The organism is Anaerolineales bacterium (assembly GCA_003105035.1).
Lineage (GTDB): Bacteria > Chloroflexota > Anaerolineae > Anaerolineales > UBA4823 > FEB-25.
In genome coordinates, this window is record PQAL01000043.1 from 135,274 (window position 1) to 158,488 (window position 23,215).

The following is a 23,215-nucleotide window of genomic DNA, read 5'->3' on the forward strand; positions in this document are numbered from 1 at the left end:
CTGATCGCTGATAGCTGATAGCTGTTTATTGTGTATCCGCTTTGAGTCTTTTAACATACCCGGCGATCATGCGCCGGATTTCCCCAGGCTCATTACCGAGCTCATCATAAATTCTGTCATCAATATAGTGAAGGTCATGCGCCAGCAAGATCTGATATTCTAGCTCACTCGCAGACCCTGATGCAATGATGAAGAATTGGATCGTCTCAGCTTTACTGTCTCTGCCGCAACCTTCAGCAATATTCGTCGGGATCGATGCTGCTGCTCTTCGCATCTGGCTGGTCAGGCTATAGATCTCTTCCTTCGGAAAGCTATTGGTGATCTCATATACCCATAGCGTCAGTTTATGAGCTCTTTCCCAGACTTTCAGCTTATGAAAATCTCTCATGTATATATTCTACTTTCTATGCTTTTCATTGCCATTAAGATATACTAATCGTCTCACCCTCAAATTGTGCGTATTCAAACTATTAAAACTTTGCTTTGTCCGACGGCTGACTGCTGCTCGCCGATTGCTGACTGCTGATTGCTCACCGCTCATGGCTGTATTTATGGTGGGGAAGAGCCTGTACTCCAGCGTAACGAGGGTACGGGATTCGAACCCGCCATTGGGTAAACTTAACTAGCCATCTCCACAGGGGCGAGGCGCGTACGTCGGATGTGACTGTCAAGGTCCTGTTAACGGTTCAGTATCCAATGCAATCGGTTCGAAAAGATTAATCGCCTTTTCTCTATTGATTTTTTCTAAAAGTAATTAAGAATACCAACCTTCGTAAGTAGTTGTGAGGGTCCAGTTTGCTCTCCGTCTCTCGTGAAGAAATTCGGTGATTTTTTCTCGATACCCGATGTAAATTACAATTATGACGAATAGGTATTGGTGCAGAAAAACCGGCTCGGGATCAATCATTCATTCGTTGATCCTGCCAGGCTCTCCCCAAAGATAGCCTTCACTTGTGGAGCGAACAGGCTCATCCAGATACAGACCACTAACACGGTTAACCAGGCATCCTCGCGTGTGTAAGTTGCCATCCATAGCCTGGGGAGAGCCACGGCTAATATCAGCAGGGCAGATAATGACAGGAGCACAACTTTCCATACCGGATGCCTTGTAAAGAGCAAGACGCCCAGTCCTATCACGCTCCCCAAGAACGACCAAGCAATCCAGGATGTGATGAGCGGGTTATCAGTTTTTGTGATGGAATTAATCGCGAATCCTGTAAGTAAAAAGAGCAGAGGCGCGGCGGCGGCCAGGTGGATCCCGCCAAGCCAGCGAGAGAGAAAATACATGAGCACGATCATCAGAAGTGCCGCTATACTCATTAATACCGCTTGCCATGTAGCGCTGCCCTCGAACCCGCTCTCCACTGACAGTTGAATGGCCTGGTTCCCTTCGATAAATCCCCATGCGAGCTGTGCGCACAGAACGATGATTATTATCCCAAGTAGTAAACCGGCAAGGCTCAACAGGAAACGCTTGAGTGAGAAAAGGTCACGTCGCCAGGCAATGACCACAAACACCAGCCATGCGAGGATTCCCAGGCTGCTCAGGGCCAGCATCAACCAGTAGGGATAAGCCACCAACCCGATCAAGGACAGTGTAAAGAAGACCAGATCCGGGCCCGTAGTGCGTGTGCGCATGTCAATGGTACCGAAGCGATTGGTGAGGGCAAGCATGGTCTGTCCATAAGCTTGCACCAGGTTCGGGGAAATTGCGTCAACAGTATCCCTGGTGGTATGATAGCGAGTCCCGCTGGCTTCATTCTGCATGAAGATACCGGTGTACCCGGCTGGCTGAAATACATCGAAATCGGTATTATATTCATTACGTTCTTGAAGGTTTTGCCAGGAGGCAGCCCACATGGCTAATGGCAATCCTGTCATCTGCCTGACCAGCCAGGCATCCCCTGGGGATGTCTCGGCTAGGATCAGGGGGGCATTCCCGGGACGGGCATCAAAGACCAGCAGCATTCCCGTCTCATCCTTTGCTAGGGGGTGCGCCTCAATGAAGGCTCGCGCTCCTGTCCAACCCGATTCCTCACCATCGGTAAAAAGGAACAGGACATCATTGCGCAAGGGTTCGCTGGCTCGTAAAACCCGTATGCTCTCTAACATCGCGACCACGGAAATACCGTCATCTCCAGCACCGGGTGCGGATGAATTTGAGTCATAATGCCCAGAAATCAGCACAGATTTCGAGTTGTTTGTCCCCGTCAGGCGCACAAGAATGTTCGAGATCGAGTCGCTGGTTTCAATCTCGGCATGCAGGCCAAGCGCTTCGACCTGCTCAACAATATATTCACGCACGCGTGCCTGGGCATCAGATCCAGCCACATGCGGCTCACGCGCCACCACTTGCAAATCTGCCATGGCACGTTCAGCTGAGAAGCGTGTAGCTGGGGCAACGGCTGAGACAGCCCTGGGCGGGAGCATTTGAACTATGGATAATCCGGCCAGTAATAGTATCGCGATACCAAGGGAGATCCGAAGGATCAGGGAACGTTTTATTTTCATTGGAGGTTTCCTTTAATGATAATCTGCACGCTGATCATGGAAGTGCTTTAGCAAACTGGCAGAATGCATTCGCCCAAACTACCCAGGCTTCATCATCCGATTCAACGCCATAGCTTTCGGCATTCCTGACGATGATTAGCCCTTTATCAGGAGATACATAGATATATTGACCAAAGTTCCCCATTGCAAGGAAATCCTGGCTGTCGGGATTACAGTTCTCTCCCCACCACATATACCCATAATAGATCGGGGCATCCTTGATCAGGCCATTGTCAGCCGTGGAAACTGCTACCCAGTCAGCAGGTACCACTTGTGTTCCATCCCAATTGCCTTTATTCAGATACAAACGCCCGAATTTGGCAAAATCGATGGCGCGGGCGTTGATCCCGCTCTCCATTTTCTCAAAGCCACTTTTTTCTGAGTCGAGGCTCCACGATCCACCGAACTCCATCCCAAGTGGAGTCCAGATTTTTTCCTGTAAATACGCCGTCACCGGCATACCGGTGGCGCGCTCCAGGATCAAGCCCAGCAGGATGGGATGGTAATTGTTGTATAAGAACGTTCCCCCGGGTTGCTCCTGCACTTTTATTTCTGTCAGAGCCAGGTGGCGTAGATCATCAAAGCCATAGGTGAGATTGTCGTCTTCGGGTAGCAGGAAGCGATTATCTACATATTGCAAACCTGAACCCATCATCAACAGATGGCGGATTTGGATATCCGAGAAGCGCGGGTCTCGTTTCGCCAGTTCCGGGATGTAATCGGTAATGGAATCCTCTGCGCTCTTGATAAACCCGTCCTGGATGGCAGCACCGATCAGGGCCGAGTCGAACGACTTGGCTACCGAGAAGGAGGTAACCACCGAGTCTCGCTGGAGGTCCATAAAATAACGCTCGTAAATTACTGTGTCATCCTGAATGACCAGGAAAGCCTGCGTGCCGGTATCTGCCAGAAAAGCATCCAGGTCGGCGATCGCGGGATTAGCTTGAAAAGTTTGCTGTACCAGAGATTCTTTGGATGTGTCCACTGCAAACTGGAATGGATCTGAGCTGGCGATTAATTTCCGTTCCGGTAGCACCCGGTAATCATAGACAGTTCCCAGGTCCATAAATAATTCACGGTAGGCATATCCGGGCGAATAGCGTATGGCTATGAAGCCATTAATGATCACAAACAATCCAACCAGAGCCACAGCGCACCCCAGCGCGATTCGAATGGCAAGCTTGAGATTTTTGTTCATTTCTGGTTTCCTTTCTTGTCAGAAGTATTTATTATGTAGTTAATGCAGGAGGTGGCTATGGTTGTTGATCCTGGCACGCTATGGTCAATCCTATCTCGGGAATGCCGACCTCCAGGTTGTCCCCATCAAAGTGCAGCGATCGGGTGAGCTGTCCGACATCGAAGACATTCAGGACAAAGGTTTGTTCATCCATCCAGAACCCTGACTGTGCCTGTCCATCGGCAGCCAATCTGTATTTTCCGTCCAGCCCGACTGGCCAGAACACATCCTGGTTATTCATTCGGAAGGAGAACCCGGCTACACCAGGATCATTGAATTCAAGGCGTGCGCTGGTCAGACCAACCGGGTTAGTATCGCATGTATAGGTCTGGCCTGAAATTACCTTGGTAATATCAGGCAAAGGCGCAGAAAGTTGAATATCTGAACCTTGCAAGACAGCGGACAGGGCAGCTGCCAGGTCGGCCTGGCCAGACGGATTGGCGGGTAATTCCGCCCGTGAGCCAAGGAGTACTCTCATCAAGAAAGGCAACACCTGGTTGAAATCAGAACCACCTGCCGTAATGACCACGATCATGTTTTGGGAGGGGATTACGTGGATGTACTGGCCTCCCCGGCCCAAGGCGTAGAAATCGAACGCGGTGACCCACCATCCATAGCCATATCCGTATTCATTCCCCACCGAGCGGCTGTGTGCCTTGACTGAGTTGGAAACCCAGGAGGCGGAAATGATTTGCTGCCCATCCCAGGTGCCGCTGTGGAGCCACAGGTAGCCCAGTTTGGTGGCATCCTCCGGTTTCAGATGCAGGTCGCCCCATCCGTGGGTATACCCTTGCGGGTCTGCCAACCAGACCACATCACTGATGCCGAGCGGTCCGAAGAGGTTTTGTTGCGCAAATTCGAGGGCAGTCATGCCTGTCGTTTCCTGCAGTATGGCGGAGAGCAGGTGCATGCCCGGGCTATCGTAGCAAAAATAGGTGCCAGGTTCATGGACCATCTTGCGATCCAGCGCGGCTTGCACCCAGTCTGGAGTGGCACGCATTGTATCCAGTGTCGCCTCGTCCCCTGAAAAGCAATCAGATTCCATACCATTCCGCATACTTACCAAATCAAGAACGGTCAAGTTCTTTTTCCTCTCATCGAGGTTGGCTATCGACCGGTGAGGGAAGAACGAGATCACTTTCTGGTCAAGCTGTAGCTTACCCTGGTCAACCGCGATACCAATCAGGGTGGTCATCACACTCTTCGTGACAGACGCCAGATCGTGTGGAAATGAGCCGTCATAGGGTGAAAAATATGCTTCCAGCACCACGTAGCCATTCCGGACGATCATCAGGCTGTCGATCGGGATGCCCTTTTCCCGAATCGAGCGAACACCTCCTGCTAGTAAGGTAGAGTCGATGCCCTGCTGCTCTGCAGGGGTCATTATCCAACCATCGGTTGGCCAGTAATCCGGTGCAGCCAGGTCAGGTAAGTTACCACGGGCGGGGAGATAGATATAAGCCAGGGCGGCGAGCAAAACCAGTAGAAAAACCGCACCTACCCAAACCAAGGCTTTCGATTTCAAGATGTTCTTCATGTTACCCCTGTAATTTCTTGCTCTTGCGATTGGGATCGAAAATAAGCGCTCCGAGCCAGCCGCCCAAGGCGCCAAAACCCACTTCGAACAACACACCCAAAAAGTTGAAAATATATGCGCCCCAGGCTGGGATATCTTCCATACCTTGGGTGGCATCCGCGGGTAGAAGAGCCTGTAAGTTATTCAAGAAGCCCTGCGCTCCAGCAAGTCCGGCAAAGCTCAGGGCAAAGCCGAGCACACCGGCGATCAGCCCGGCTATGGTACCGATTTTCACACCCTGGCGGATAGACACCTCGCCTCCCAGGCGCCGGTAGAGCCAAACTGAGAAAATGGCGCTGCCCCAGAAACCGCCGCACAACATACAGTTAATAAAACTAATAATGGGCAGGTTAGACACCAAAAGGCTTAATGCAGCACCGCTTAAGCACGCCATCCAAAAACTTTTAGTATTCATCGTCATTCTCCTATTTTGAAATAATTTGGACCGGGTGAGTTTATCTCTCCCAGCAGGGCATCCACCAGCACCTCGTAATGGGCACCTTTAATCACAAAGCCATCAGCACCGGCAGCCATGGCCTGCTCGATTTCCTGCTTGCCACCATAAGCACTCAAGATGATCACGCGGGTGGATGGGTGGCGAGCCTTGATCTGGCGGGTGGCATCAAATCCGTCCAGCTTGGGCATCTCCAGATCCAGGACCACCGCATCTGGCAATAAGTAGCCGACTTGGCGAATCGCTTCAAATCCATTCGCCGCTTCCCCAACGATCTCAAATAATCCGGTCAACTCCAGCAGCTGACGTAGGTCGTGAAGTACCTGCGGCATATCATCCACAATCAATACCTTCTTTTTGGGATGATTTTGCCTTGGAGGAGGATTAGTAGATAACATGTAGGGCTCCTGGATTACTGTCCCTCTCATCATACAGGAGTGGCTATCTTAAAACATCCAGCCAGGGACGGATTTATGAGGACGCCCTGGCTGGTTTATTAGTCAACACAAAGGTTGAGATACCTGAGACTTAAGTCTTAGGATTGAACTCGCAAGCGCTCAATAGAGTTTCGGTTACTCGTGCTGAGGACGTAATTGGACGATTAGGCTGCGCATCTCTAATAGTGCATCCTGTGTCAGCGTTTGAAGATGTTTGAGCTGCGGCCCTACCCGGGTGGGATCCCGTTCCTGAAGGATTTGGATTGCGCGGGTATTAAGGATTATGCTGAACATGGTTTGTGAAACCGAATCGTGTAACTCGCGTGCCAGCCGGTTGCGTTCCTCAATGGTGGCAATCTGCTCCACCCGACTGGCTTGCAATTCCAATTGTTTGTGTTTCACTTGCAGTTCTTCCAGGAGTTTTTGGCTCTCAATCCTTGCCAGCTCCTGTTCCCTGATTGCGATGACATATACAGGAAAGATGATACAACCAGCGATGGGAGTCATTGAATAAGCGAGGCCGAACAATACTCCCATCCAATATATTAAGATGACTAAGATGAGTGATATGAATATTCCGCACCATACCCATCGGCTTTGACCGATGAATACCAGACCAACCTGATAACTGAGCAGAACAAATAGGATATCAATAAAATCCAGGTGAGGGGGCAGGTACAATAAATATACGATGATAATAGATTGAAATACAAAGTAGGTGTGCAGTACTCCAACAGGAAGATCATGCCGCCACATCACCAGGGCGAACAGGATGAGGAAGACCAGCATCGAGCCCAGGTATTGGGGAAACAGAGCTGGCAGGTCTGTAAAGATAAGAAGCAGCGTACGCCCGATGACGGCTGCGCATAACACGAATAATGCAATTACACCAGCCTGGATAGATCGATCCGAGGAGTGTGATATCCTCACGGGGTTGATGGTCATTTTCAATCCACCTTATGATGCATCCACCAGCTTGTTCTTGATGGCATAGATAACTAGTTGTGTGCGTTGCTCCAGATTAAGCTTTCCCAAGATATTGCTGACATGCGTTTTGACTGTTTTTTCGCTAATAAACAGTTTTTGTGCAATTTCTCGGTTGTTACTACCCGTGGCTACCAGGCGTAACACTTCAATTTCTCGCTCAGTCAATTCATTTGAGATATTTTCTTGAGGGGCACTCCGCATTTGAGATACCTGCTGCATGAGCTTACGCGTGATATCCGGGTGCAGGCGCGCCTCTCCATGATATACAGCCCGGATCGCCTCTGCCAGTTCGTCTGGAGAGACATTTTTCAACAGGTAGCTCGCAGCTCCTGCCTGGATGGCCGGGAAGACCTTATCATCTTCAGTGAAGCTGGTCAGGGCGATCACTTTGGTGGGCAATCCCAATCCAAGCACTTGCTGCGTTGCGGTAATACCATCCATGTGTGGCATCACGAGATCCATCAGCACCACATCAGGCTTGAGTGCACGGACCTGCTCCACCGCTTCCTCGCCATCCTCCGCTTCACCTACAACGGAGATATCATCGAGCAACTCAAGGAATGTGCGCAGTCCCTGGCGCACCACCTGGTGATCATCGACAATCAGTACTTTAATCTTTTCAGTAGCTTCCATCAAACCCTCTCTTCTATGGGAGACTTTTTCTCAACCCTGACGCGCGTTCCCTCACCAGGAGCAGAATGAATGATTATGTCCCAGCCGATTTCTTCGGCTCGCTCATGCATGCCAGCCAATCCAATGTGCCCACCTTCGAGTGCTTGTTGTGGATCAAAGCCGCTTCCATCATCTATGATTTCGATCCAAAAAGGTGTATCTAAATGTAAATGCATGCTGGCATTACTTGCATTGGCGTGTTTGACAATATTGTTCAAAGCCTCTTGAGCGATGCGAAATAAACCTTGGGCCTCAAGATGAGGTAACTCTCGCTCCCCATCCACATTCAGCTTCACGGACAAGCCTTCTGGAAGATGCTGGTCTGCAATATGTTGTCGTAATGCACTAACTAATCCACCGCTGGTCATTGGCTCGGGGCGCAGTTCTGAGATAAGAGTATGCATTTCGGCCATGGCATTCTGTGCCAGCTCATTCAACCGCTCAAGTTGGGCCCCAACCCGTTTGGGATCCTTATCCAAAAGGAGTAACGCAGATTGGGTTGTGAGTGTCATTGAGAAAATGTTCTGCGTAACCGAGTCATGCAGCTCACGGGCAAGCCTCTGGCGTTCACGAACGACGCCTAATTTCCTCTTTGTATCGGCATATTGCTCGAGCTTCTGATTTGCAGCCTGCAGTTGTTGCATCAGAGATTGACTGTTATCGGTTGCCTCCTGGGCGCGGCGACTGGCAAATGAATACGATGCCAGGAAAACGATGATTGAGCCGAACAGCAATAACCGGGTTAATCCCTCTAAAGCTCCCTCGAACCGGAGAAATTTATACCCGATCAGGGCTAGAAAAATCAAGAGCCATATAACACCGGATTTACGGGTGACCCGGCTCATGATCTGCATGCCTAAAACAGCGAACAATAAGGAAAAATAATCATAATCCTCAAATTGCGGTAAGTAAATCAATAGTGAAACCAGGATGGTCTGTAGAATCAGGTAAACATGAAACCAGAGATTCCCACGTCTCACAAACATCATTTCTGTCAGGAAAAGGATCAAAAAGAGTAATAGCAGCCCCAGTACTTGTCCAAGGACCGGGTTATCGCGGTATAACAGGAATGTGCGCATTAGAACAGCTGCATAGATCAACCCGGCAGCCAGGAAAAACACCCTCTGGTAAATCCGATCGGCAAAACGCTTAGCAGTCATTCAGTGGTTTTTATAATGTGGGATAGGTAAAGGCATATAGAATCTTAGCATGGAATGAGTATATAAAGTAATAAAACCAATTGTGATTTTACAAAACATGTTTGATGCTCCTGCCGATGGGTGGTGATTGGCAGGTTGGTTATATCCTACAGTTGGAGGAAATCAGCTTGAAGGAGGTTGTATTAAGGCTGTTGAAAGAACGGACGATTTCACTCTCAAGCGGTGTGTGACAGGAATAATCACAGGACGGGAATGCCACACACCCCGTCCTGTGAGCGACCGCACTTTTGCATCATAAAATCCTGGTATCCTAGGGATAAATCGTATAAGTTACTATATTGTTAATCGCAGAACTCTCCACATTAGGTATAACAGTCAGATCATTCCAGATGCCAGCCACATTATTGTGAAAAAGGCTTATATTCTCCACTCGGTTGAGCGAACTGTTTCGGATTGCTCCGGTCAGAACAATGCCTTTCAACGGAGGTTCAAAGACAGGATAGATTGGGGCACTGGCGATCGTGTTGCAGTAGATATTCATTGTGCTGACGACATTCTGAGTGGAGTTTTCCCAAGCTCCAATCAGATGGACACCAGGTACGATGCTATCTATTCGATTGAGGGAAATCCAGATATCCCGAATCTGGTTCCGATCGGCTCCAGGACCACCACCAGCTCCACTTACAGAAATAGCTGCTGCCGTAAAATGGGTATCCGGGAGGATATACCTTTTGCCTAAGGAAAAAGTATTATCCTGAATAATTACGTTCGATACCAGATTCTCGCTGGTCGGATGATCAGCCCGCGCATCACCCGATCTGACTAGAATTCCTGTAACATCATAGGATACATCAGGTATCAGTGTAGCAAATCGATTATTCAGAATGTTCACATTCTCGATTGTGTTATACCTGGCGCCACAACAGCCTCCCATCATTTGTATGCCACGTCCATCAAAACCCTCAATCCTATTGCCGATAATGTCAACATTTCTGATGACATTATATTCCGGATAGATGATTGGCTCATAGCCAGGGTCAATGTAATCTGTTGCTGCGTCTCCTGTAATCAAGTCTATACCAAGCTTACCTGCTTCGTAGGCCCAATTCGTTTCAGAAATGAGAATTTCATTGTCCCTTATCACCGCTCCGTCAATCACATTTCCACTAGCCCCAACTGCTCCTGCCATTAATACAATCCCTTGATCGGGGTTGCCTAGAATTATATTGTGGGTTAGGGTGATATTCGTCACCAGATTATTGTTTGAACCTACCCAAAACCCCGCCATGAGTTGAATACCAAAGCTGGCGCTGTTAATATTCTGCGAAACATGAATACTGTTATCGGCAATTGTCACGTTGTCAACATGATCTCCGATCGTATGGTTCAAATGAAATGTGATCCCATCTTGTTCAACATCCAAGTCATTGTTAATCAATAGAATGTCTTTCCAATGATTACCCGATGCCCTGGCCCCCTCATCCGGTCCGGCGTGCAGGTTAATGCCTACCAAAACATCGCTAATCAACAAATTGCTGACTGTGATACCCCGAAAGGTTGTATCTGTCGTTGTTGTATTTGTAGGCTTAATCATGACGCCAGTGAAGTAGCCTTCTATCTTCAGCGCATGTAGCGTGTTATAGCTGCTCTGGACCTTAAAACCAAAGGGATAGGAGAAGGTGCTGGCATTGGCAATAGTGATATCTGGTACGAGATCGCCATCGATATCACCATTGATGATTAGCGAGCCACCTAACAAGGGTGGTAAATCCTGATTATTTGTTCCTCCTGTATAAATTGTGGTACCGTCCAAATGAGCAGCGAAGAGGATGGTATATTCACCCGGATCATTGTTGGTTGCTTCGATTGCTTCACGCAGCGCGATCCCATCTGGACCCGGATTAACCAAGAGGTCATCAACACTGGACACATTCCCATTGATGATATCTGCATTATTGGTCACAGTAATGGTTGTTCCTTGCTGCAAGCTGATATTAGGGATTTCCATGGAAGGCGGTTGGTAATATTCTGTGCCGGGCGCGTAGCACTCAGACGGCCAGGGTTTATTTAAAACCAAGGGCAGAAACAATTCTTGATCATCTTGATTTTGTTGTGATTCGGCGCTGGCATTCATGGACGATGGGAACATGTACACAACCAGAGCCAATGTAACAAGCACAAGCATTGGAACGAAGAAGGATAGGAATTGCCCCAGCCTTTGCATGCTTTTCCTCCCTACTACTCTTCGATGAAAATACTCCCTTTAGGATTCAAATACTGAATACCAAGTTGGCAAATCATGAGTAATCATTCACCGGTTTGCTAAAATTGACTAGCACGTAAGAAATCACACATCTCGGAGGTGAACGCCTAAAAATATTATAGCAAGAAATTGAGTGAATTGTCACAATAAACAAAGCGGGGATATCGCTCGCGGCAGGCACACATGGTCAATTGCTCGAGACTTGCACGTGTGAAGGTAAAATTGCCAACCGGTTGAGTAAGCTGTTATACTGCGAGACCTGGGGCTGAGAGAAGTTCCCCTACCGAGGAAAAACAGCCCTGCTTGTATGGACAAGTGACATTACGCGGCTTGGGAGAACTTCTCGCTCACTGATGAGTCGGTAACAATATTGTAGCTCAATTCCCCTTATCACGACGATCGACAAGGCAACAAAAAGCAGCTCGAGCTGGCCTTTCCGAAATAGCCCAGTGGAACCTGAGCGACTTATAAGCAAAAACTCTGAACCTTTGCAACCGTTTTTCGATACTGATTGATAGCCCTTAGTAACGCTACAATTTTACACAAGACGGGGAGGAGCCTGTACCCCAGCGTAGCGAGGGTACGGGGTTCGAACCTGTCCCCTTGCGGGATACACACCCTCCACGGCTGACAAGCGGCGGAAAATGAATTTAAAAGCTGAAAGCTGACTGCTCAAAGCTGTTAGCTGTTTCATGGCGGGGAGGGCAGATTCGAAGTTCCACCCTCAATGGGTGCCAGGCAGCGGTCCTTATTAAAGCTGAAAGCTGACTGCTCAAAGCTGTCAGCTGTTTCATGGCGGGGAGGGCGGGATTCGAACCCGCGGCGGAGGTTTTAGCCCCCGCACTCACTTAGCAGGCGAGCCCAATCGGCCTCTCTGGCACCTCCCCGTAGGCGGAGGGAGAGGGATTCGAACCCACGATGGATTTCTCCATACCTGTTTTCAAGACAGGCGCCTTAAGCCACTCGGCCATCCCTCCAGAGCGAGGGAACCCGTAAAACGTTCGGGTCATGAAATCCCTCTCAAGCGCTCGGAATTCTACCATATCAGGGGGCGAGATGCAACGATTTAGCCCCTTTGCCAATGTGTAGCCCTTTCCCATCTCCAGCGAGCCCACCTCTTTCTCGTCTTACCCCATGCATGACCATAAATATTCCCTGATACTCATGCTATACTTGCCAAATGTCGCGTTTCGCCAAATCGACCCTGATCGTGGCGGTTTTCTTTGGCCTTGAAAAGTTGTTGGGGTTGTTGCATCACGTCCTGGTCGCCCGCCAGTTTGGGCTTTCACCTGCGTTAGACGCCTTCAACGCTGCCAACAATCTGCCCGATTTACTGTTCGCGCTCATCTCAGGTGGAGCGCTTGGCATCGCCCTCATCCCCGTGATGACAGAAACCCTTCACAAAGAGGACCGCCAGGCCGCCTGGGACCTGTTCTCCCGCATCGCCAATCTCGTTTTTCTCGTCACCGCTGCCATCGCATTTGTGCTCGCCATCTTTGCCGTACCTCTGGTTCAGCATGTGGTCACGCCCGGTTTCACCATCGAGCAGCAGCGCCTTGTGGTCAGCATTATGCGCCTCGACCTGCTCGCCACCATCCTGTTCTCATTGGCAGGTCTGGTCATCGCCGGTCTGCAGTCCAACCAGCACTTCGTGCTTCCCGCAATAGCCCCCAGCATGTATGACCTGGGGATGTTGTTCGGGGTGATTATCCTGGCCCCTGAGGCAGGTTACCACCTTGGTCCAATCACCTTGCCCGCCTTCGGAATGGGGATTTATGGTGTTGTTTATGGCACCATCGTTGGGGCAGTCCTCTTCCTGGTTATCCAGCTGCCTGGACTTCTGATGTACAAATTCCACTGGATCCCTTCAATTAATTTGCATCATCCCGCCGTGCGCAAGGTTCTCAACCTGATGGGACCCCGCGTCCTCACCGTATTTTTCATTCAAATGTTGTTCGTCGCCCGGGACAGAATTGCTTCTGGTCTGAGTATTGGGTCGGTCACTGCACTTTCATACGGATGGTTGTTCATGCAGGTTCCAGAGACACTCGTCGGCACCGCCATTGGAACGGTGCTCCTGCCTACCATCTCAGAGCAGGTGGCGCACGAGAATATGGATTCCTTCCGCCAGTCCTTGAATCGCGCCATGCGCATCATCCTGGCCCTCACCATCCCAGGGACTGCCCTGGTAGCTGTGGGAATCCGCCCCATTGTAAGCATCCTGGGGTTCGATGCCGCAGGAACTGACCTGGTCGTCTGGGTGACGCGCGCTTTTCTGGTTGGCCTCATGGGTCAATCCCTGGTCGAAGTGGCTGCTCGGGCTTTTTATGCTCAGCAAAATGCCCTGGTGCCATTGGGCGCTTCCTTCCTCACCACGCTGATCTTCGTGAGCTTCGGGGTAGTCTTTAGCTCCATGTTGGGTGCTGCCGGCATTGCCCTCGCTACCGGATTGGCCTTCACCGCTGAAGCCATTTTCTTATGGTGGCTGCTCAGCCGACGTTTTCCTGGTGTTGTAGACGTACGCAGTACCCTGGTCAGGGTTATACCGGTGTCCATCGTCACTGGTCTGCTGGTATATGGCCTGCTGCAGTTATCCCTACCGATATCCGGGATAATCTTCGCGGTGTTGGCCATGGGTCTGGGTGGTCTGCTGGTTTTGCCATTTGTCCTGCCCGAGCTCAGGTCTTTGGTTAATATGTAGAGGCGCATGATTCGTAACTACCTTTATAGTTTCCTGGCGCTTCTAACCATCTTTTCAGTCTCATTTGCCGGTGCAGCCGTTCCTGCCAGTGCAGCCGCCTGGCGCACTAAAGTTGATCCATGGGTTCTGCAGACTGCTGCAAGCGCTGATACTGAATTCCTGGTCTATCTGACCATCCAGGCTGATCTCAGCACTGCCCATGATTTGCCCACCAGGCTGGAGAAGGGCAGGTACGTCTTCCAGGCCCTTACCGCTACCGCGAACCGAACCCAGGCACCCCTGATTACCTACCTCGAAAATCTGGGTCTGGAATACAAGCCATTCTGGATTGCCAATATGATCTGGGTGCGCGGCAATTTGTCTGCGATTCAGCTGCTGGCCTCTCGCCTCGATGTAGCCCACCTGTTTGCTAACCCCTCCGTCACCCTGGATGCACCAGTCGAGTCTGCTTCCTCTAGTTTTGAGCCACAATCCGTCGAGTGGAACATCAGCAAGGTGAACGTCCCAGCAGTCTGGGCACTGGGCTATAACGGCCAGGGGGTCGTCATCGGCGGGCAGGATACCGGCTATGCCTGGAGCCATTCTGCAATAGAAAACCAGTATCGCGGCTGGGATGGTGCACAGGCTGACCATAACTACAACTGGTATGACGCCACTGCTGACCATTCTCCCACCCCTATCGACCCTTACGGTCATGGTACCCATACCATGGGAATCATGCTCGGTGATGATGGTGCTGGCAACCAGATCGGCATGGCCCCAGGTGCCCGCTGGATCGGTTGCCGCAACATGGATGCGAGCGGCACTGGCTCGCCGGCTACCTATTCAACTTGCTACCAGTGGTTTGTCGCCCCCACCGACCTGAACGGCGAGAATCCCCGCCCCGACCTGGCTCCTGATGTGATTAATAATTCTTGGGGATGTCCACCCAGCGAGGGCTGCACCGATCCCGCTGTGATATTAACTGTGGTCCGAAACCTGGTGGCAGCTGGCATCGTTACTACCCATTCCGCTGGAAATTCGGGTTCATCCCCTCCGTCTGGTTGTGGAACGGTGAATACCCCCGCTGCGATTTACGACGAATCCTTCACCGTCGGGGCGACCAACAGCTCCGATACCATCGCCAGTTTCAGCAGCATAGGCCCAGTTACTGTGGATGGCAGCCACCGCCCCAAGCCTGATATTTCTGCTCCAGGAGTGAATGTTCGCTCGTGCATTCCCGGTGGAGGTTATGGGTGGAAGAGCGGCACCAGTATGGCTGCGCCGCATGTGGCTGGCCTGGTTGCCTTGCTCATCTCCGCCAGCCCCAACCTGCGTGGTCAGGTGGATGAAATTGAATCGATTATTGACCAGTCTGCCTATCATATCTCCTGGGCTGGTTGTGATAGCAGTGGCGTGCCGAACAATGCCTATGGTTGGGGGCGCATCGACGCCCTGGCTGCGCTACAATTTCTCCACACGCTGGTATTGGGGAAAGTCGCTTCTGAATCTTCTGTGATGCCCGGTGATCTGATACCTACACTCTGACCATCACCCACGCTACAGGCGTTGGCCCGACCACTGGGATTATCCTGACCGATACACTTCCGGCTGGAACAACTTTTGTTAATGCCACTCCTCCATTTACGCTCTTAGGCGATACGGTTCGCTGGGACTTTTCTAACCTTGATGAGCAGGAAGCTCGCAGTGTGCACATGGCCCTTAGCGTGGATAGCGCCACCACTGACCCGATTATCAACGCTGATTACGGGGTACACAGCGATCAGGCAGCCTTCGTCAGGGGGATGCCTGTGATGACGCTGCTTGGCAAGCTGGTTTTCATGCCCCTGGCAGTAAAATCACCTTGAGCAAGGCCTCGAGCTCGATCGGCACCTAGCGGTAGTTTTCGTAGATTGCCAGCACTTTATCGGCATAATAGTAATCCACATCCATGGGCCCGTAGGATTTCAGGGCGTCACGCGGGCTACCCAGCCTGTCGATTAGGCCTTTCAGCATTTGCGTCCCAAATTCCACGTTATATTGGGGGTCTTGCAGCTCCTCGATGGTTGGCCGGCTGGCGAAGCACGGCCCGTTGATGCATTCGAAGCTGGCTGCAATCCCATCGCGTGGCATGATCTGCATTAAACCCACGGCCCCGCTGGCTGAATAGGCGCTGGCATCCCCTCCGCTCTCCTGCAACATGACTGCCGCCACCAGGTTCGGGGGTAGCTCAGCCTGCTTGGCCAGCCTGGTGATCATCTCGCACCACTGCAGGATCCCCTCCGGGTAGTTTGAGCTCACCTCGCACTCGCTCTGTTCTGCGATCTGCTCCACTGCCTCCGTGGGTGAAGCCGCGAAGGCCACCTCAGTGGTTGGCAGGAGCTTTACCTGTCGTGCCAGGATCCATCCCAACAATCCCACGATCAAGCATCCTACAATTGTGCCACGAATGACTAACGCCGGTCCGTTTTTCATACGCCCTCCCATCGCTGCCAGGATGCATGCAATATAGCACAATTGTTCTAATTAATCAAGGTTATTAGAACATCAATTCTAATTACTGTGGGTTAGATTTACGGCCATCTTTCCCAGTCTTTGCCGTGTGTTCAGACTTGGTACATGGGTAACACATGTTCGGGGACATAGGTTACACATGAATTCTTTAACAATTATCATGGTGAAGATCGATTTGAGCAACTTTTTGTTTGCAAAAAAAGACACTGAATTGTCCATCAATATTGGTAGGTCTTAAAGCAACCGGTTGATGACGGAAAGCAGCACTGATGCGATACGTGCTGCCATGGAAATAAATCTTTCCGACCAAGTCGACCTTACGGATAATGTCATCTTCCTGGTAAGTAATGGGAGGCAATATGGTCGGAAAAGGACGCGATGAAGGGATATACCGGGAAGCAGGTGGAAGTAACTCAAGGGCTTCATGAGGTCGAATATAGTTGTAAATTTGCCACCATTCATCAAAAGCTTCCTGGCTATCCTGTAAAGTATTGAACTGGTTTTGCTGTAGCACTTCTACTGTGAGAGTACGGTTCAATCGTTCCTCTTTACCTTGGGTTTGCGGGTGATATGGACGTCCATGCGAGATCGCGATACCCAGCCGGATGAGCCATGCCGTTAGGAGAGTATGGCGGGCTTCACGATCAAAACCCCAGGCCGATCCATTATCCATTAGCATTCGTTCGGGCAGGCCGAAACGTTGAAAAATGGAAGTCAACTGGGCTTGAACCGTCTCAATCGTCTTGTTTGGGCAGGCTTTCAAACCCACCAGAAAACGAGAATGATCGTCCAGCACAGTCAGAGGATGACAGTACCCACCTTCTTCTAAGGCAAAATAACCTTTGAAATCCATCTGCCATAATTCATTCGGAAGCTCCTTCTCAAAGCGCTGTATGGGTTGATGCTTCTGTGACTCTTCTGGATCGATTTGTTGATGGCGGTGCAGGATGGCAGTGATCGTGCTTGCAGTGGGAACATGGTTGTAACCCTTGTTTTGTAAGATCTTCCGAATCTTACGGCCTCCCCACGCTCGGTGCTTTTTTCTTACCTCCAGAACCTGGCTTTCGATCATTGCCGCTGTTCGATTTGGACTATGATGTGGTCGACGCGACTTGTCAACCAACCCTGCTAGACCGAATTTTTGCTCTCGTTTTAGCCACTTGTAGCCAGTCTTGCGACTGATCCCATACTGTCTACAGAGCTGAGATATATTGGCATCATCACTTTTTGCATCCTCAATGAACTCTGTCCTTGCTGACATGGTTGTTATTTCCTTCCAGGGCATTATCGGTCTCCTTTCTTTACACCGAAATACCCTTATTGTATTTAATGTGTTACCCATGTCTCCGAACGGTTGTTACCTATGTCTCCGGTCTGTACACTATACAAAATGGGGGGAGCGAAGAGGGGGGCGATATTATTTTATTCCTTGCTAGACGCCCCGATTTTTGCGCCTTCTCAACTTAAGTTGTAGGTTGGGGTGACCCTTAGGCCTATGGCTGGTATGTTCTTGATCGATTGAGCGGTATTCGCGAAACCCAGCTCATTATTAATCTTTCTCCCCCCATTTTTCTATACAAAATGGGGGGAGCGAAGAGGGGGGCGATATTATTTTATTCCTTGCTAGACGCTCATTTTTTGTCATCCCTTGGCCGAAGAATGTGGAAAATAACATCCTGTTACCGATGAGATCATCTACCTTCGAACTCCTACCAAAGTACCATTTAAATTGATATTTCAACTTGTAATTCCCTTCTCAATTTCCCCCTTGACAAACTAGAACAATTGTTCTATATTAAGCATAGTTTATCCATCTTTACCATCCGATCGTCTCTAGAACCAAAGGAGGTTCACATGGACAACAAGGTAAATTCCGCTCTCGAGTTCAATCGTGTGGTTAGCAAGGTCAAGCCTTCCCGCGGCCTGCTGTTTGGCCTGCTCATTCTAGGCGCCCTGCTCGCTTTTGAAATCTTCAACTATTCCACCACCGACTTTGCCCTCACCGATCTGATGGGCGACCTGCGCTTTGCCGGTATCCGCTGGGCTGCGATCCTGGCCATCGCTTTTTGCGGCATCGATTTTGCCGGCATCGCCCGCCTCTTCACCCCCGAAAAGGGCTCCGGCGAGCAACACGAGGTTTGGTACCTGTTTGGCGCCTGGATGTTGGCTGCCACCATGAATGCCATGCTCACCTACTGGGGTGTGGCTATCGCCATCGTTAACCACGCATCGCTGGGTAGCTCAGTCCTCTCCCAGTCTACCATCCTCAAAGTGGTGCCGGTATTTGTTGCAGTCATGGTCTGGGTGATCCGTGTGCTCATCATTGGTTCTTTCTCCGTCGCTGGTGACCGGCTCTTCAGCCAGTCAGAATCTCCCCGGCAGGCCTCACGCCAGGCATTAAAATCCAGCCAGCCGCAGCCTCACACGAACCCGACGGTATTGCCCGCTCAGGCATCCGCTTATAAGCCAGCCCCTCGGGTAGACCCTCTCGCGGCACGTCCCACTCCAAACCGCCCGGAGCCTACATACCACCCCATGTCGCTCAGCAACAGCAACCCTGGCCAGCCTCAGCTGCGCAAATAATCCCCCCGACCTGCCTCATTGATAGCCCGGTATTCGCCGGGCTATCCCTTATTAAAACCCATGCCGGACGTGGTGTTCACGTCCGGCAATCTAAGGAGGGCCACCGGAATCTCCAACCCGGGGGGGACGAGTAAAAGATTTTACCCGGTGGTGGACACCTGCAGTACCGATAAAAGTTTGAGCAAGTGTCAACTTTCATAATATACACCCAATTTATCCACTTAGTATTAAAGCTTGATTAGGGTTGGATTGGTCTTAAAACTCGGGTTTTCTTGCGGTTAGGTTCTCTTGCGGTCACATTTACTTGCAGCTACACTTACTTGCGGTTACATTTTATTACCGTTCCTTTGCAGTTAGATTGCGGTTAGATTTTCTAGCAATTGTTTTTTCTTGCGGCTACATTTACTTGCGGCTACATTTACTCCTGGCTACATTTTCTTATGTGGTCCTCTGAAAATCCTCAGCCACTTGTTCACTTCTTCCTCGCTGAGCGTCTGTTCGGGGGAGCTGCGTTCACTTGCCAGTCGTCCTTCCAGCGTGCCTTGCACCATCCTGGCGAAATCCTCCGCGCGTAAGGTTTGCGCGTGTGCCTCACGTCCGGCTGCCTGCACCGCCCGGTCTGACGATACGATCACCCAGACCGCCGATGAGCGCCCCAGCTTCGCCAGTCGCCGGCGGATGGCCTCGTCAGCTGTCTGCCCTTGCCTCACGAAGTATGCCTTCACCTGACCAAAGCTGCGTACCCCCGCCTGCCCCGCAGGTGCTCCGTCAAAGTACACCTCCAGCTTGTGCGGTGTGCCACGCCCGAACCGCTGGAGCAATTCCACCAGGCGTTCTTCATCGTCAGGCATACTCAGTTCCAGTCCCGCGATGTGTCCGATCAAGTTGTGCCCATCAATGATGTAGTTCACCTGCGCTCCATGTAGCTAGTTTATCATGCTCCATTGCGCTTACACGATCACTTAGCCTGCTCATAAGTTGTTGCCCGCCTCCACACAGGAGGGAGTATAATTCGTCACGCAATTTACCCAAAGTATTGACCAGGTGCAGGAGGATCAAGGAGCGGTCTGTCATGTATGATAAAGCTAAACTAGACGAGCTGAACAAAGCCCTCCAAGATTGGGAACAGGGCGACCTTCAGGATGCGCTTTCCACCATGCCCGAGCGCCAGGCGACTTTCATCACCACATCGTCTGAGCCCGTCGAGCGCCTGTATACCCCGCTCGACCTGCCAGACTTCGACTACCTGGATGAGCTGGGCTTCCCCGGCGAGTACCCCTATACGCGCGGCGTTCACCCGACCCTGCACCGCGGTCGCCTGTGGACCATGCGTATGTTTGCCGGCTTTGGTACGGCTGAAGAGACCAACCAGCGATTTAAATACCTGCTCGCCCAGGGGCAGACTGGGCTATCCATCGCCTATGACCTGCCCACCCTGATGGGCTATGATAGCGATGTCCCCGAAGCCTTGGGCGAGTTCGGCAAGTGTGGCGTCGCTGTCTCCTCCCTCAAGGATATGGAGATCCTGCTGGAAGGCATCCCGCTCGACAAGGTCTCCACCAGCATGACCATTAACTCACCCGCAGCCATCATCTGGGCCATGTACATCGCTGCCGCTGAGAAGCAGGGTGTGCAGCCCGGCTGCCTGCGCGGCACCACCCAGAATGACATCCTCAAGGAATACATCGCCCAGAAGGAATACATCTTTCCTCCCGAGCCTTCCATGCGCCTGGTGGTCGATACCATCGAGTTTGGCACCACTACCGTGCCGCAGTGGAACACCATTAGCATCTCCGGTTACCACATCCGTGAGGCAGGCTCGACTGCTGCACAGGAATTGGCCTTCACTCTGGCTGATGGTATGGAGTACGTCCGCTGGGCACTCCAGCGCGGGCTCGACGTAGACAGCTTCGCCCCGCGCCTGTCGTTCTTCTTCAACGCCCACAATGACTTCTTTGAAGAGATCGCCAAGTATCGCGCAGCCCGGCGCATTTGGGCCCACGAGATGCGCCACACCTTTGGCGCCAGGCAGGAGCGCTCGTGGTTGATGCGCTTCCATACCCAAACCGCCGGCGTTTCCCTCACCGCCCAACAACCTGAGATCAATATCGTACGCGTGGCTATCCAGGCCCTGGCTGCTGTGTTGGGTGGCACCCAGAGCCTGCACACCAACAGCATGGACGAGGCCCTGGCCTTGCCGTCACAGCATGCCGCCACCATTGCCCTGCGCACCCAGCAGGTCATTGCCGAGGAATCGGGCGTAGCCAACACTGTCGACCCGCTGGCCGGCTCATATTACCTGGAGGCTGCCACCCGGCGCATCGAAGCCCAGGCTTATGACTACTTCAGGCGTATTGGCGAGCTGGGCGGCGTGCTCCCTGCCATCGACAAGGGCTTCTTCCAGAGCGAGATCTCCGATGCCGCCTACCGCTACCAGTGTGAGATTGACGATAACACCCGGCGCATCGTGGGTGTGAACGCTTACGCCGAAGACAAGCCGCTCACCATCCCCCTGCTGGAGATGGACCCTGCCGGCTATGCCCGCCAGGTGGAGCGCCTGGCCCAGGTGCGTCGCGAGCGCGACGCTGGGCGGGTTGGGCAAGCCCTCGATAACCTGCGCCGGGCATGTCACGGCACCCAAAACACCATGCCCTTCATCCTGGATGCGGTGCGTGCCTATGCTACCCTATCGGAGATCATCGCTGTGATGAAAGCTGAATTCGGAACCTACCAGGAACCCACCTGGATCTGATCCAAGGAACGACCCTGGAATTATCTTACCCATAAGGGAATTATTATTGGAGAGTAACATGGCAAATATCAAGAAAACCCAAGGAGTGATCGGCATTCTTACCGGCGGCGGTGACGTGCCCGGGCTCAACCCGGCTATCCGCGCCGTAACGGTGCGCGCCCTGCGCGAAGGCTACAAGGTGATCGGCTTGCGCCGCGGTTGGGCCGGTATCATCGACGTGATCCGCGACGAGAAGGTCGATAACAGCAACAACTACCAGGAGCTGACTGAAGAAGTGGTCAACCGGGCTGCCCGCACCGGTGGCACCTTCCTGCACACCTCCCGCACCCGGCCTAGCTCGATCAAGAAAGATAGCGTGCCACCCCACCTGCAGGATAAGTACACAGCCGATGTCAATGACCTGACCCCTGAGGTGCTCAAGAACCTCGACTGGCTGGGCATCGATTACCTGATCCCCATCGGTGGCGACGACACGCTCAGCTACGCTGTGCGCCTGCACCAGGAGGGCGTCAAGGTCATCGCCATCCCCAAGACGATGGACAACGACGTACCCGGCACCGACTACTGCATCGGCTTCTCCACCTGCGTCACCCGCACCATCCAGCTCACCAACAACCTGCGCACCATCGCTGGCTCGCACGAGCGCATCATGGTGCTGGAGGTATTCGGGCGCTATGCTGGCTTCACCGCCATGCTGCCCACCATGGCCGGGGCCGCCAACCGCTGTGTGATCCCGGAGTATAAATTCAATATCGACCGCCTGGCCGAGCTGTTGGTGTATGACCGCAACCGCAATCCCTCCAAATACTCGGTGGTGCTCGTTTCAGAAGGAGCCGTGTTTGATGGTGAGGAGATGGTCTTCCTGGATCGCGCCACCGACGCCTATGGGCACGCCAAGCTGGGTGGCATTGGCGACATGGTCTCGGCTCGCCTGGCTGAGCTGACCGGCATGTACAATAACGGCAAGCCGATCAACATCATCAACCAGAAGCTGGGTTATATGGTGCGCGCCGGTGACCCCGATGCCATTGACTCGATCGTCCCCATGGCTTATGGTAACCTGGCCCTCAACCTGGCTATGATGAAGGTCCATGGTCGCCTTGTGGTGCTCAAGAACGGGCGCTACGACAATATGCCGTTGGATGTGATCGTGGGCAAGAAGAAAATGGTGAACGTGGCTACCTATTACAACACCGACCGCCTGCGCCCGCATTATGAGTCATTTGAGATGAAGCCGTTATTCATCATGACCAGCGAATAAGACCGTAGATTATCGCAGATTGATCAGATTGCGCAGATTTTTCTTGATGTAGGGGCGGGGCATTGCCCCGCCCTTCTTGTTTCTCCCCA

General features: G+C 51.8%; 18 protein-coding genes and 2 tRNA genes. 6 read left to right on the forward strand and 14 right to left on the reverse strand.

The features are described 5' to 3' along the window. Positions 1-25: 25 nt before the first annotated feature. From C3F13_19215 to C3F13_19265, 11 genes are all read right to left on the reverse strand, one after another. Positions 26-388 (reverse strand): diversity-generating retroelement protein bAvd family protein, encoded by a 363-nt coding sequence (locus C3F13_19215; protein PWB49531.1) that lies wholly within the window; start codon positions 386-388, stop codon positions 26-28. A 515-nt stretch (positions 389-903) separates the two neighbouring features. After that, positions 904-2,511, reverse strand: coding sequence for a hypothetical protein (locus C3F13_19220; protein ID PWB49532.1), 1,608 nt, complete (start codon positions 2,509-2,511; stop codon positions 904-906). 34 nt (positions 2,512-2,545) lie between these two features. Then, positions 2,546-3,748 carry a serine hydrolase gene (locus C3F13_19225; GenBank protein ID PWB49533.1) on the reverse strand — a complete coding sequence of 401 codons (1,203 nt, stop codon included), beginning with the start codon at positions 3,746-3,748 and terminating at the stop codon, positions 2,546-2,548. A 55-nt stretch (positions 3,749-3,803) separates the two neighbouring features. Then, the gene (locus tag C3F13_19230; GenBank protein PWB49534.1) at positions 3,804-5,480 is read right to left on the reverse strand and encodes a 6-aminohexanoate hydrolase; all 1,677 of its coding nucleotides are present in this window, start codon (positions 5,478-5,480) and stop codon (positions 3,804-3,806) included. 300 nt (positions 5,481-5,780) lie between these two features. Next, positions 5,781-6,248 (reverse strand): hypothetical protein, encoded by a 468-nt coding sequence (locus C3F13_19235; GenBank protein PWB49535.1) that lies wholly within the window; start codon positions 6,246-6,248, stop codon positions 5,781-5,783. Positions 6,249-6,389: 141 nt separating this feature from the next. Further along, entirely contained in the window at positions 6,390-7,199 is an 810-nt protein-coding gene (locus tag C3F13_19240) for a hypothetical protein (GenBank protein PWB49536.1), read from the reverse strand. A 12-nt stretch (positions 7,200-7,211) separates the two neighbouring features. Beyond that, entirely contained in the window at positions 7,212-7,874 is a 663-nt protein-coding gene (locus C3F13_19245) for a DNA-binding response regulator (protein PWB49537.1), read from the reverse strand. Then, positions 7,874-9,073: a hypothetical protein gene (locus C3F13_19250; protein ID PWB49538.1), complete on the reverse strand. Its 1,200-nt coding sequence runs from the start codon at positions 9,071-9,073 to the stop codon at positions 7,874-7,876. The genes C3F13_19245 and C3F13_19250 overlap by 1 nt, the downstream gene beginning before the upstream one ends. A gap of 310 nt (positions 9,074-9,383) precedes the next feature. Continuing rightward, on the reverse strand, positions 9,384-11,297 hold the full coding sequence (locus C3F13_19255) for a hypothetical protein (GenBank protein ID PWB49539.1): 1,914 nt from the start codon (positions 11,295-11,297) through the stop codon (positions 9,384-9,386). 832 nt (positions 11,298-12,129) lie between these two features. Beyond that, positions 12,130-12,223: transfer RNA gene (locus C3F13_19260), tRNA-Ser, on the reverse strand. Positions 12,224-12,225: 2 nt separating this feature from the next. Then, positions 12,226-12,313 (reverse strand) — tRNA-Ser (locus C3F13_19265). A gap of 203 nt (positions 12,314-12,516) precedes the next feature. On the opposite strand from C3F13_19265, the gene mviN reads away from it, so the two are divergent. From mviN to C3F13_19280, 3 genes are read left to right on the forward strand one after another with little or no spacing between them, the layout of a single operon-like run. Continuing rightward, positions 12,517-14,037, forward strand: coding sequence for a murein biosynthesis integral membrane protein MurJ (gene mviN / locus C3F13_19270; GenBank protein ID PWB49540.1), 1,521 nt, complete (start codon positions 12,517-12,519; stop codon positions 14,035-14,037). 6 nt (positions 14,038-14,043) lie between these two features. After that, the gene (locus C3F13_19275) at positions 14,044-15,564 is read left to right on the forward strand and encodes a peptidase S8 (GenBank protein PWB49541.1); all 1,521 of its coding nucleotides are present in this window, start codon (positions 14,044-14,046) and stop codon (positions 15,562-15,564) included. Continuing rightward, complete coding sequence (locus C3F13_19280; protein ID PWB49605.1) at positions 15,561-15,884, forward strand: hypothetical protein; 324 nt, start codon at positions 15,561-15,563, stop codon at positions 15,882-15,884. Before C3F13_19275 ends, C3F13_19280 begins: the two co-directional genes overlap by 4 nt. A 25-nt stretch (positions 15,885-15,909) precedes the next feature. Here C3F13_19280 and C3F13_19285 read toward each other — a convergent pair whose 3' ends face one another. Next, positions 15,910-16,503: a hypothetical protein gene (locus C3F13_19285; protein ID PWB49542.1), complete on the reverse strand. Its 594-nt coding sequence runs from the start codon at positions 16,501-16,503 to the stop codon at positions 15,910-15,912. A 175-nt stretch (positions 16,504-16,678) separates the two neighbouring features. Continuing rightward, positions 16,679-17,815 (reverse strand): IS481 family transposase, encoded by a 1,137-nt coding sequence (locus C3F13_19290; GenBank protein PWB49543.1) that lies wholly within the window; start codon positions 17,813-17,815, stop codon positions 16,679-16,681. Positions 17,816-18,384: 569 nt separating this feature from the next. On the opposite strand from C3F13_19290, the gene C3F13_19295 reads away from it, so the two are divergent. Continuing rightward, positions 18,385-19,113, forward strand: a complete 729-nt coding sequence (locus C3F13_19295) for a hypothetical protein (protein ID PWB49544.1) — start codon at positions 18,385-18,387, stop codon at positions 19,111-19,113. A 428-nt stretch (positions 19,114-19,541) separates the two neighbouring features. Here C3F13_19295 and C3F13_19300 read toward each other — a convergent pair whose 3' ends face one another. Then, entirely contained in the window at positions 19,542-20,024 is a 483-nt protein-coding gene (locus tag C3F13_19300; GenBank protein ID PWB49545.1) for a hypothetical protein, read from the reverse strand. Positions 20,025-20,185: 161 nt separating this feature from the next. On the opposite strand from C3F13_19300, the gene C3F13_19305 reads away from it, so the two are divergent. Both C3F13_19305 and C3F13_19310 read left to right on the forward strand, forming a co-directional pair. Further along, positions 20,186-21,865, forward strand: a complete 1,680-nt coding sequence (locus C3F13_19305; protein PWB49546.1) for a methylmalonyl-CoA mutase — start codon at positions 20,186-20,188, stop codon at positions 21,863-21,865. 58 nt (positions 21,866-21,923) lie between these two features. Next, positions 21,924-23,126 (forward strand): phosphofructokinase, encoded by a 1,203-nt coding sequence (locus tag C3F13_19310; GenBank protein PWB49547.1) that lies wholly within the window; start codon positions 21,924-21,926, stop codon positions 23,124-23,126. The last annotated feature ends 89 nt before the right edge of the window (positions 23,127-23,215 follow it).

Bases quoted from the DNA above. Each gene is read 5' to 3' on its own strand.
- C3F13_19240 (PWB49536.1), bottom strand. From the start codon at position 7,199: ATGACCATCAACCCCGTGAGGATATCACACTCCTCGGATCGATCTATC.
- C3F13_19290 (PWB49543.1), bottom strand. From the start codon at position 17,815: ATGCCCTGGAAGGAAATAACAACCATGTCAGCAAGGACAGAGTTCATT.
- C3F13_19255 (PWB49539.1), bottom strand. From the start codon at position 11,297: ATGCAAAGGCTGGGGCAATTCCTATCCTTCTTCGTTCCAATGCTTGTG.
- C3F13_19235 (PWB49535.1), bottom strand. From the start codon at position 6,248: ATGATGAGAGGGACAGTAATCCAGGAGCCCTACATGTTATCTACTAAT.
- C3F13_19310 (PWB49547.1), top strand. From the start codon at position 21,924: ATGGCAAATATCAAGAAAACCCAAGGAGTGATCGGCATTCTTACCGGC.
- C3F13_19230 (PWB49534.1), bottom strand. From the start codon at position 5,480: ATGCCACCCAAGGTATGGAAGATATCCCAGCCTGGGGCGCATATATTT.
- C3F13_19215 (PWB49531.1), bottom strand. From the start codon at position 388: ATGAGAGATTTTCATAAGCTGAAAGTCTGGGAAAGAGCTCATAAACTG.
- C3F13_19305 (PWB49546.1), top strand. From the start codon at position 20,186: ATGTATGATAAAGCTAAACTAGACGAGCTGAACAAAGCCCTCCAAGAT.
- C3F13_19275 (PWB49541.1), top strand. From the start codon at position 14,044: ATGATTCGTAACTACCTTTATAGTTTCCTGGCGCTTCTAACCATCTTT.
- mviN (PWB49540.1), top strand. From the start codon at position 12,517: ATGTCGCGTTTCGCCAAATCGACCCTGATCGTGGCGGTTTTCTTTGGC.
- C3F13_19285 (PWB49542.1), bottom strand. From the start codon at position 16,503: ATGGGAGGGCGTATGAAAAACGGACCGGCGTTAGTCATTCGTGGCACA.
- C3F13_19295 (PWB49544.1), top strand. From the start codon at position 18,385: ATGGACAACAAGGTAAATTCCGCTCTCGAGTTCAATCGTGTGGTTAGC.
- C3F13_19245 (PWB49537.1), bottom strand. From the start codon at position 7,874: ATGGAAGCTACTGAAAAGATTAAAGTACTGATTGTCGATGATCACCAG.
- C3F13_19250 (PWB49538.1), bottom strand. From the start codon at position 9,073: ATGACTGCTAAGCGTTTTGCCGATCGGATTTACCAGAGGGTGTTTTTC.
- C3F13_19225 (PWB49533.1), bottom strand. From the start codon at position 3,748: ATGAACAAAAATCTCAAGCTTGCCATTCGAATCGCGCTGGGGTGCGCT.
- C3F13_19220 (PWB49532.1), bottom strand. From the start codon at position 2,511: ATGAAAATAAAACGTTCCCTGATCCTTCGGATCTCCCTTGGTATCGCG.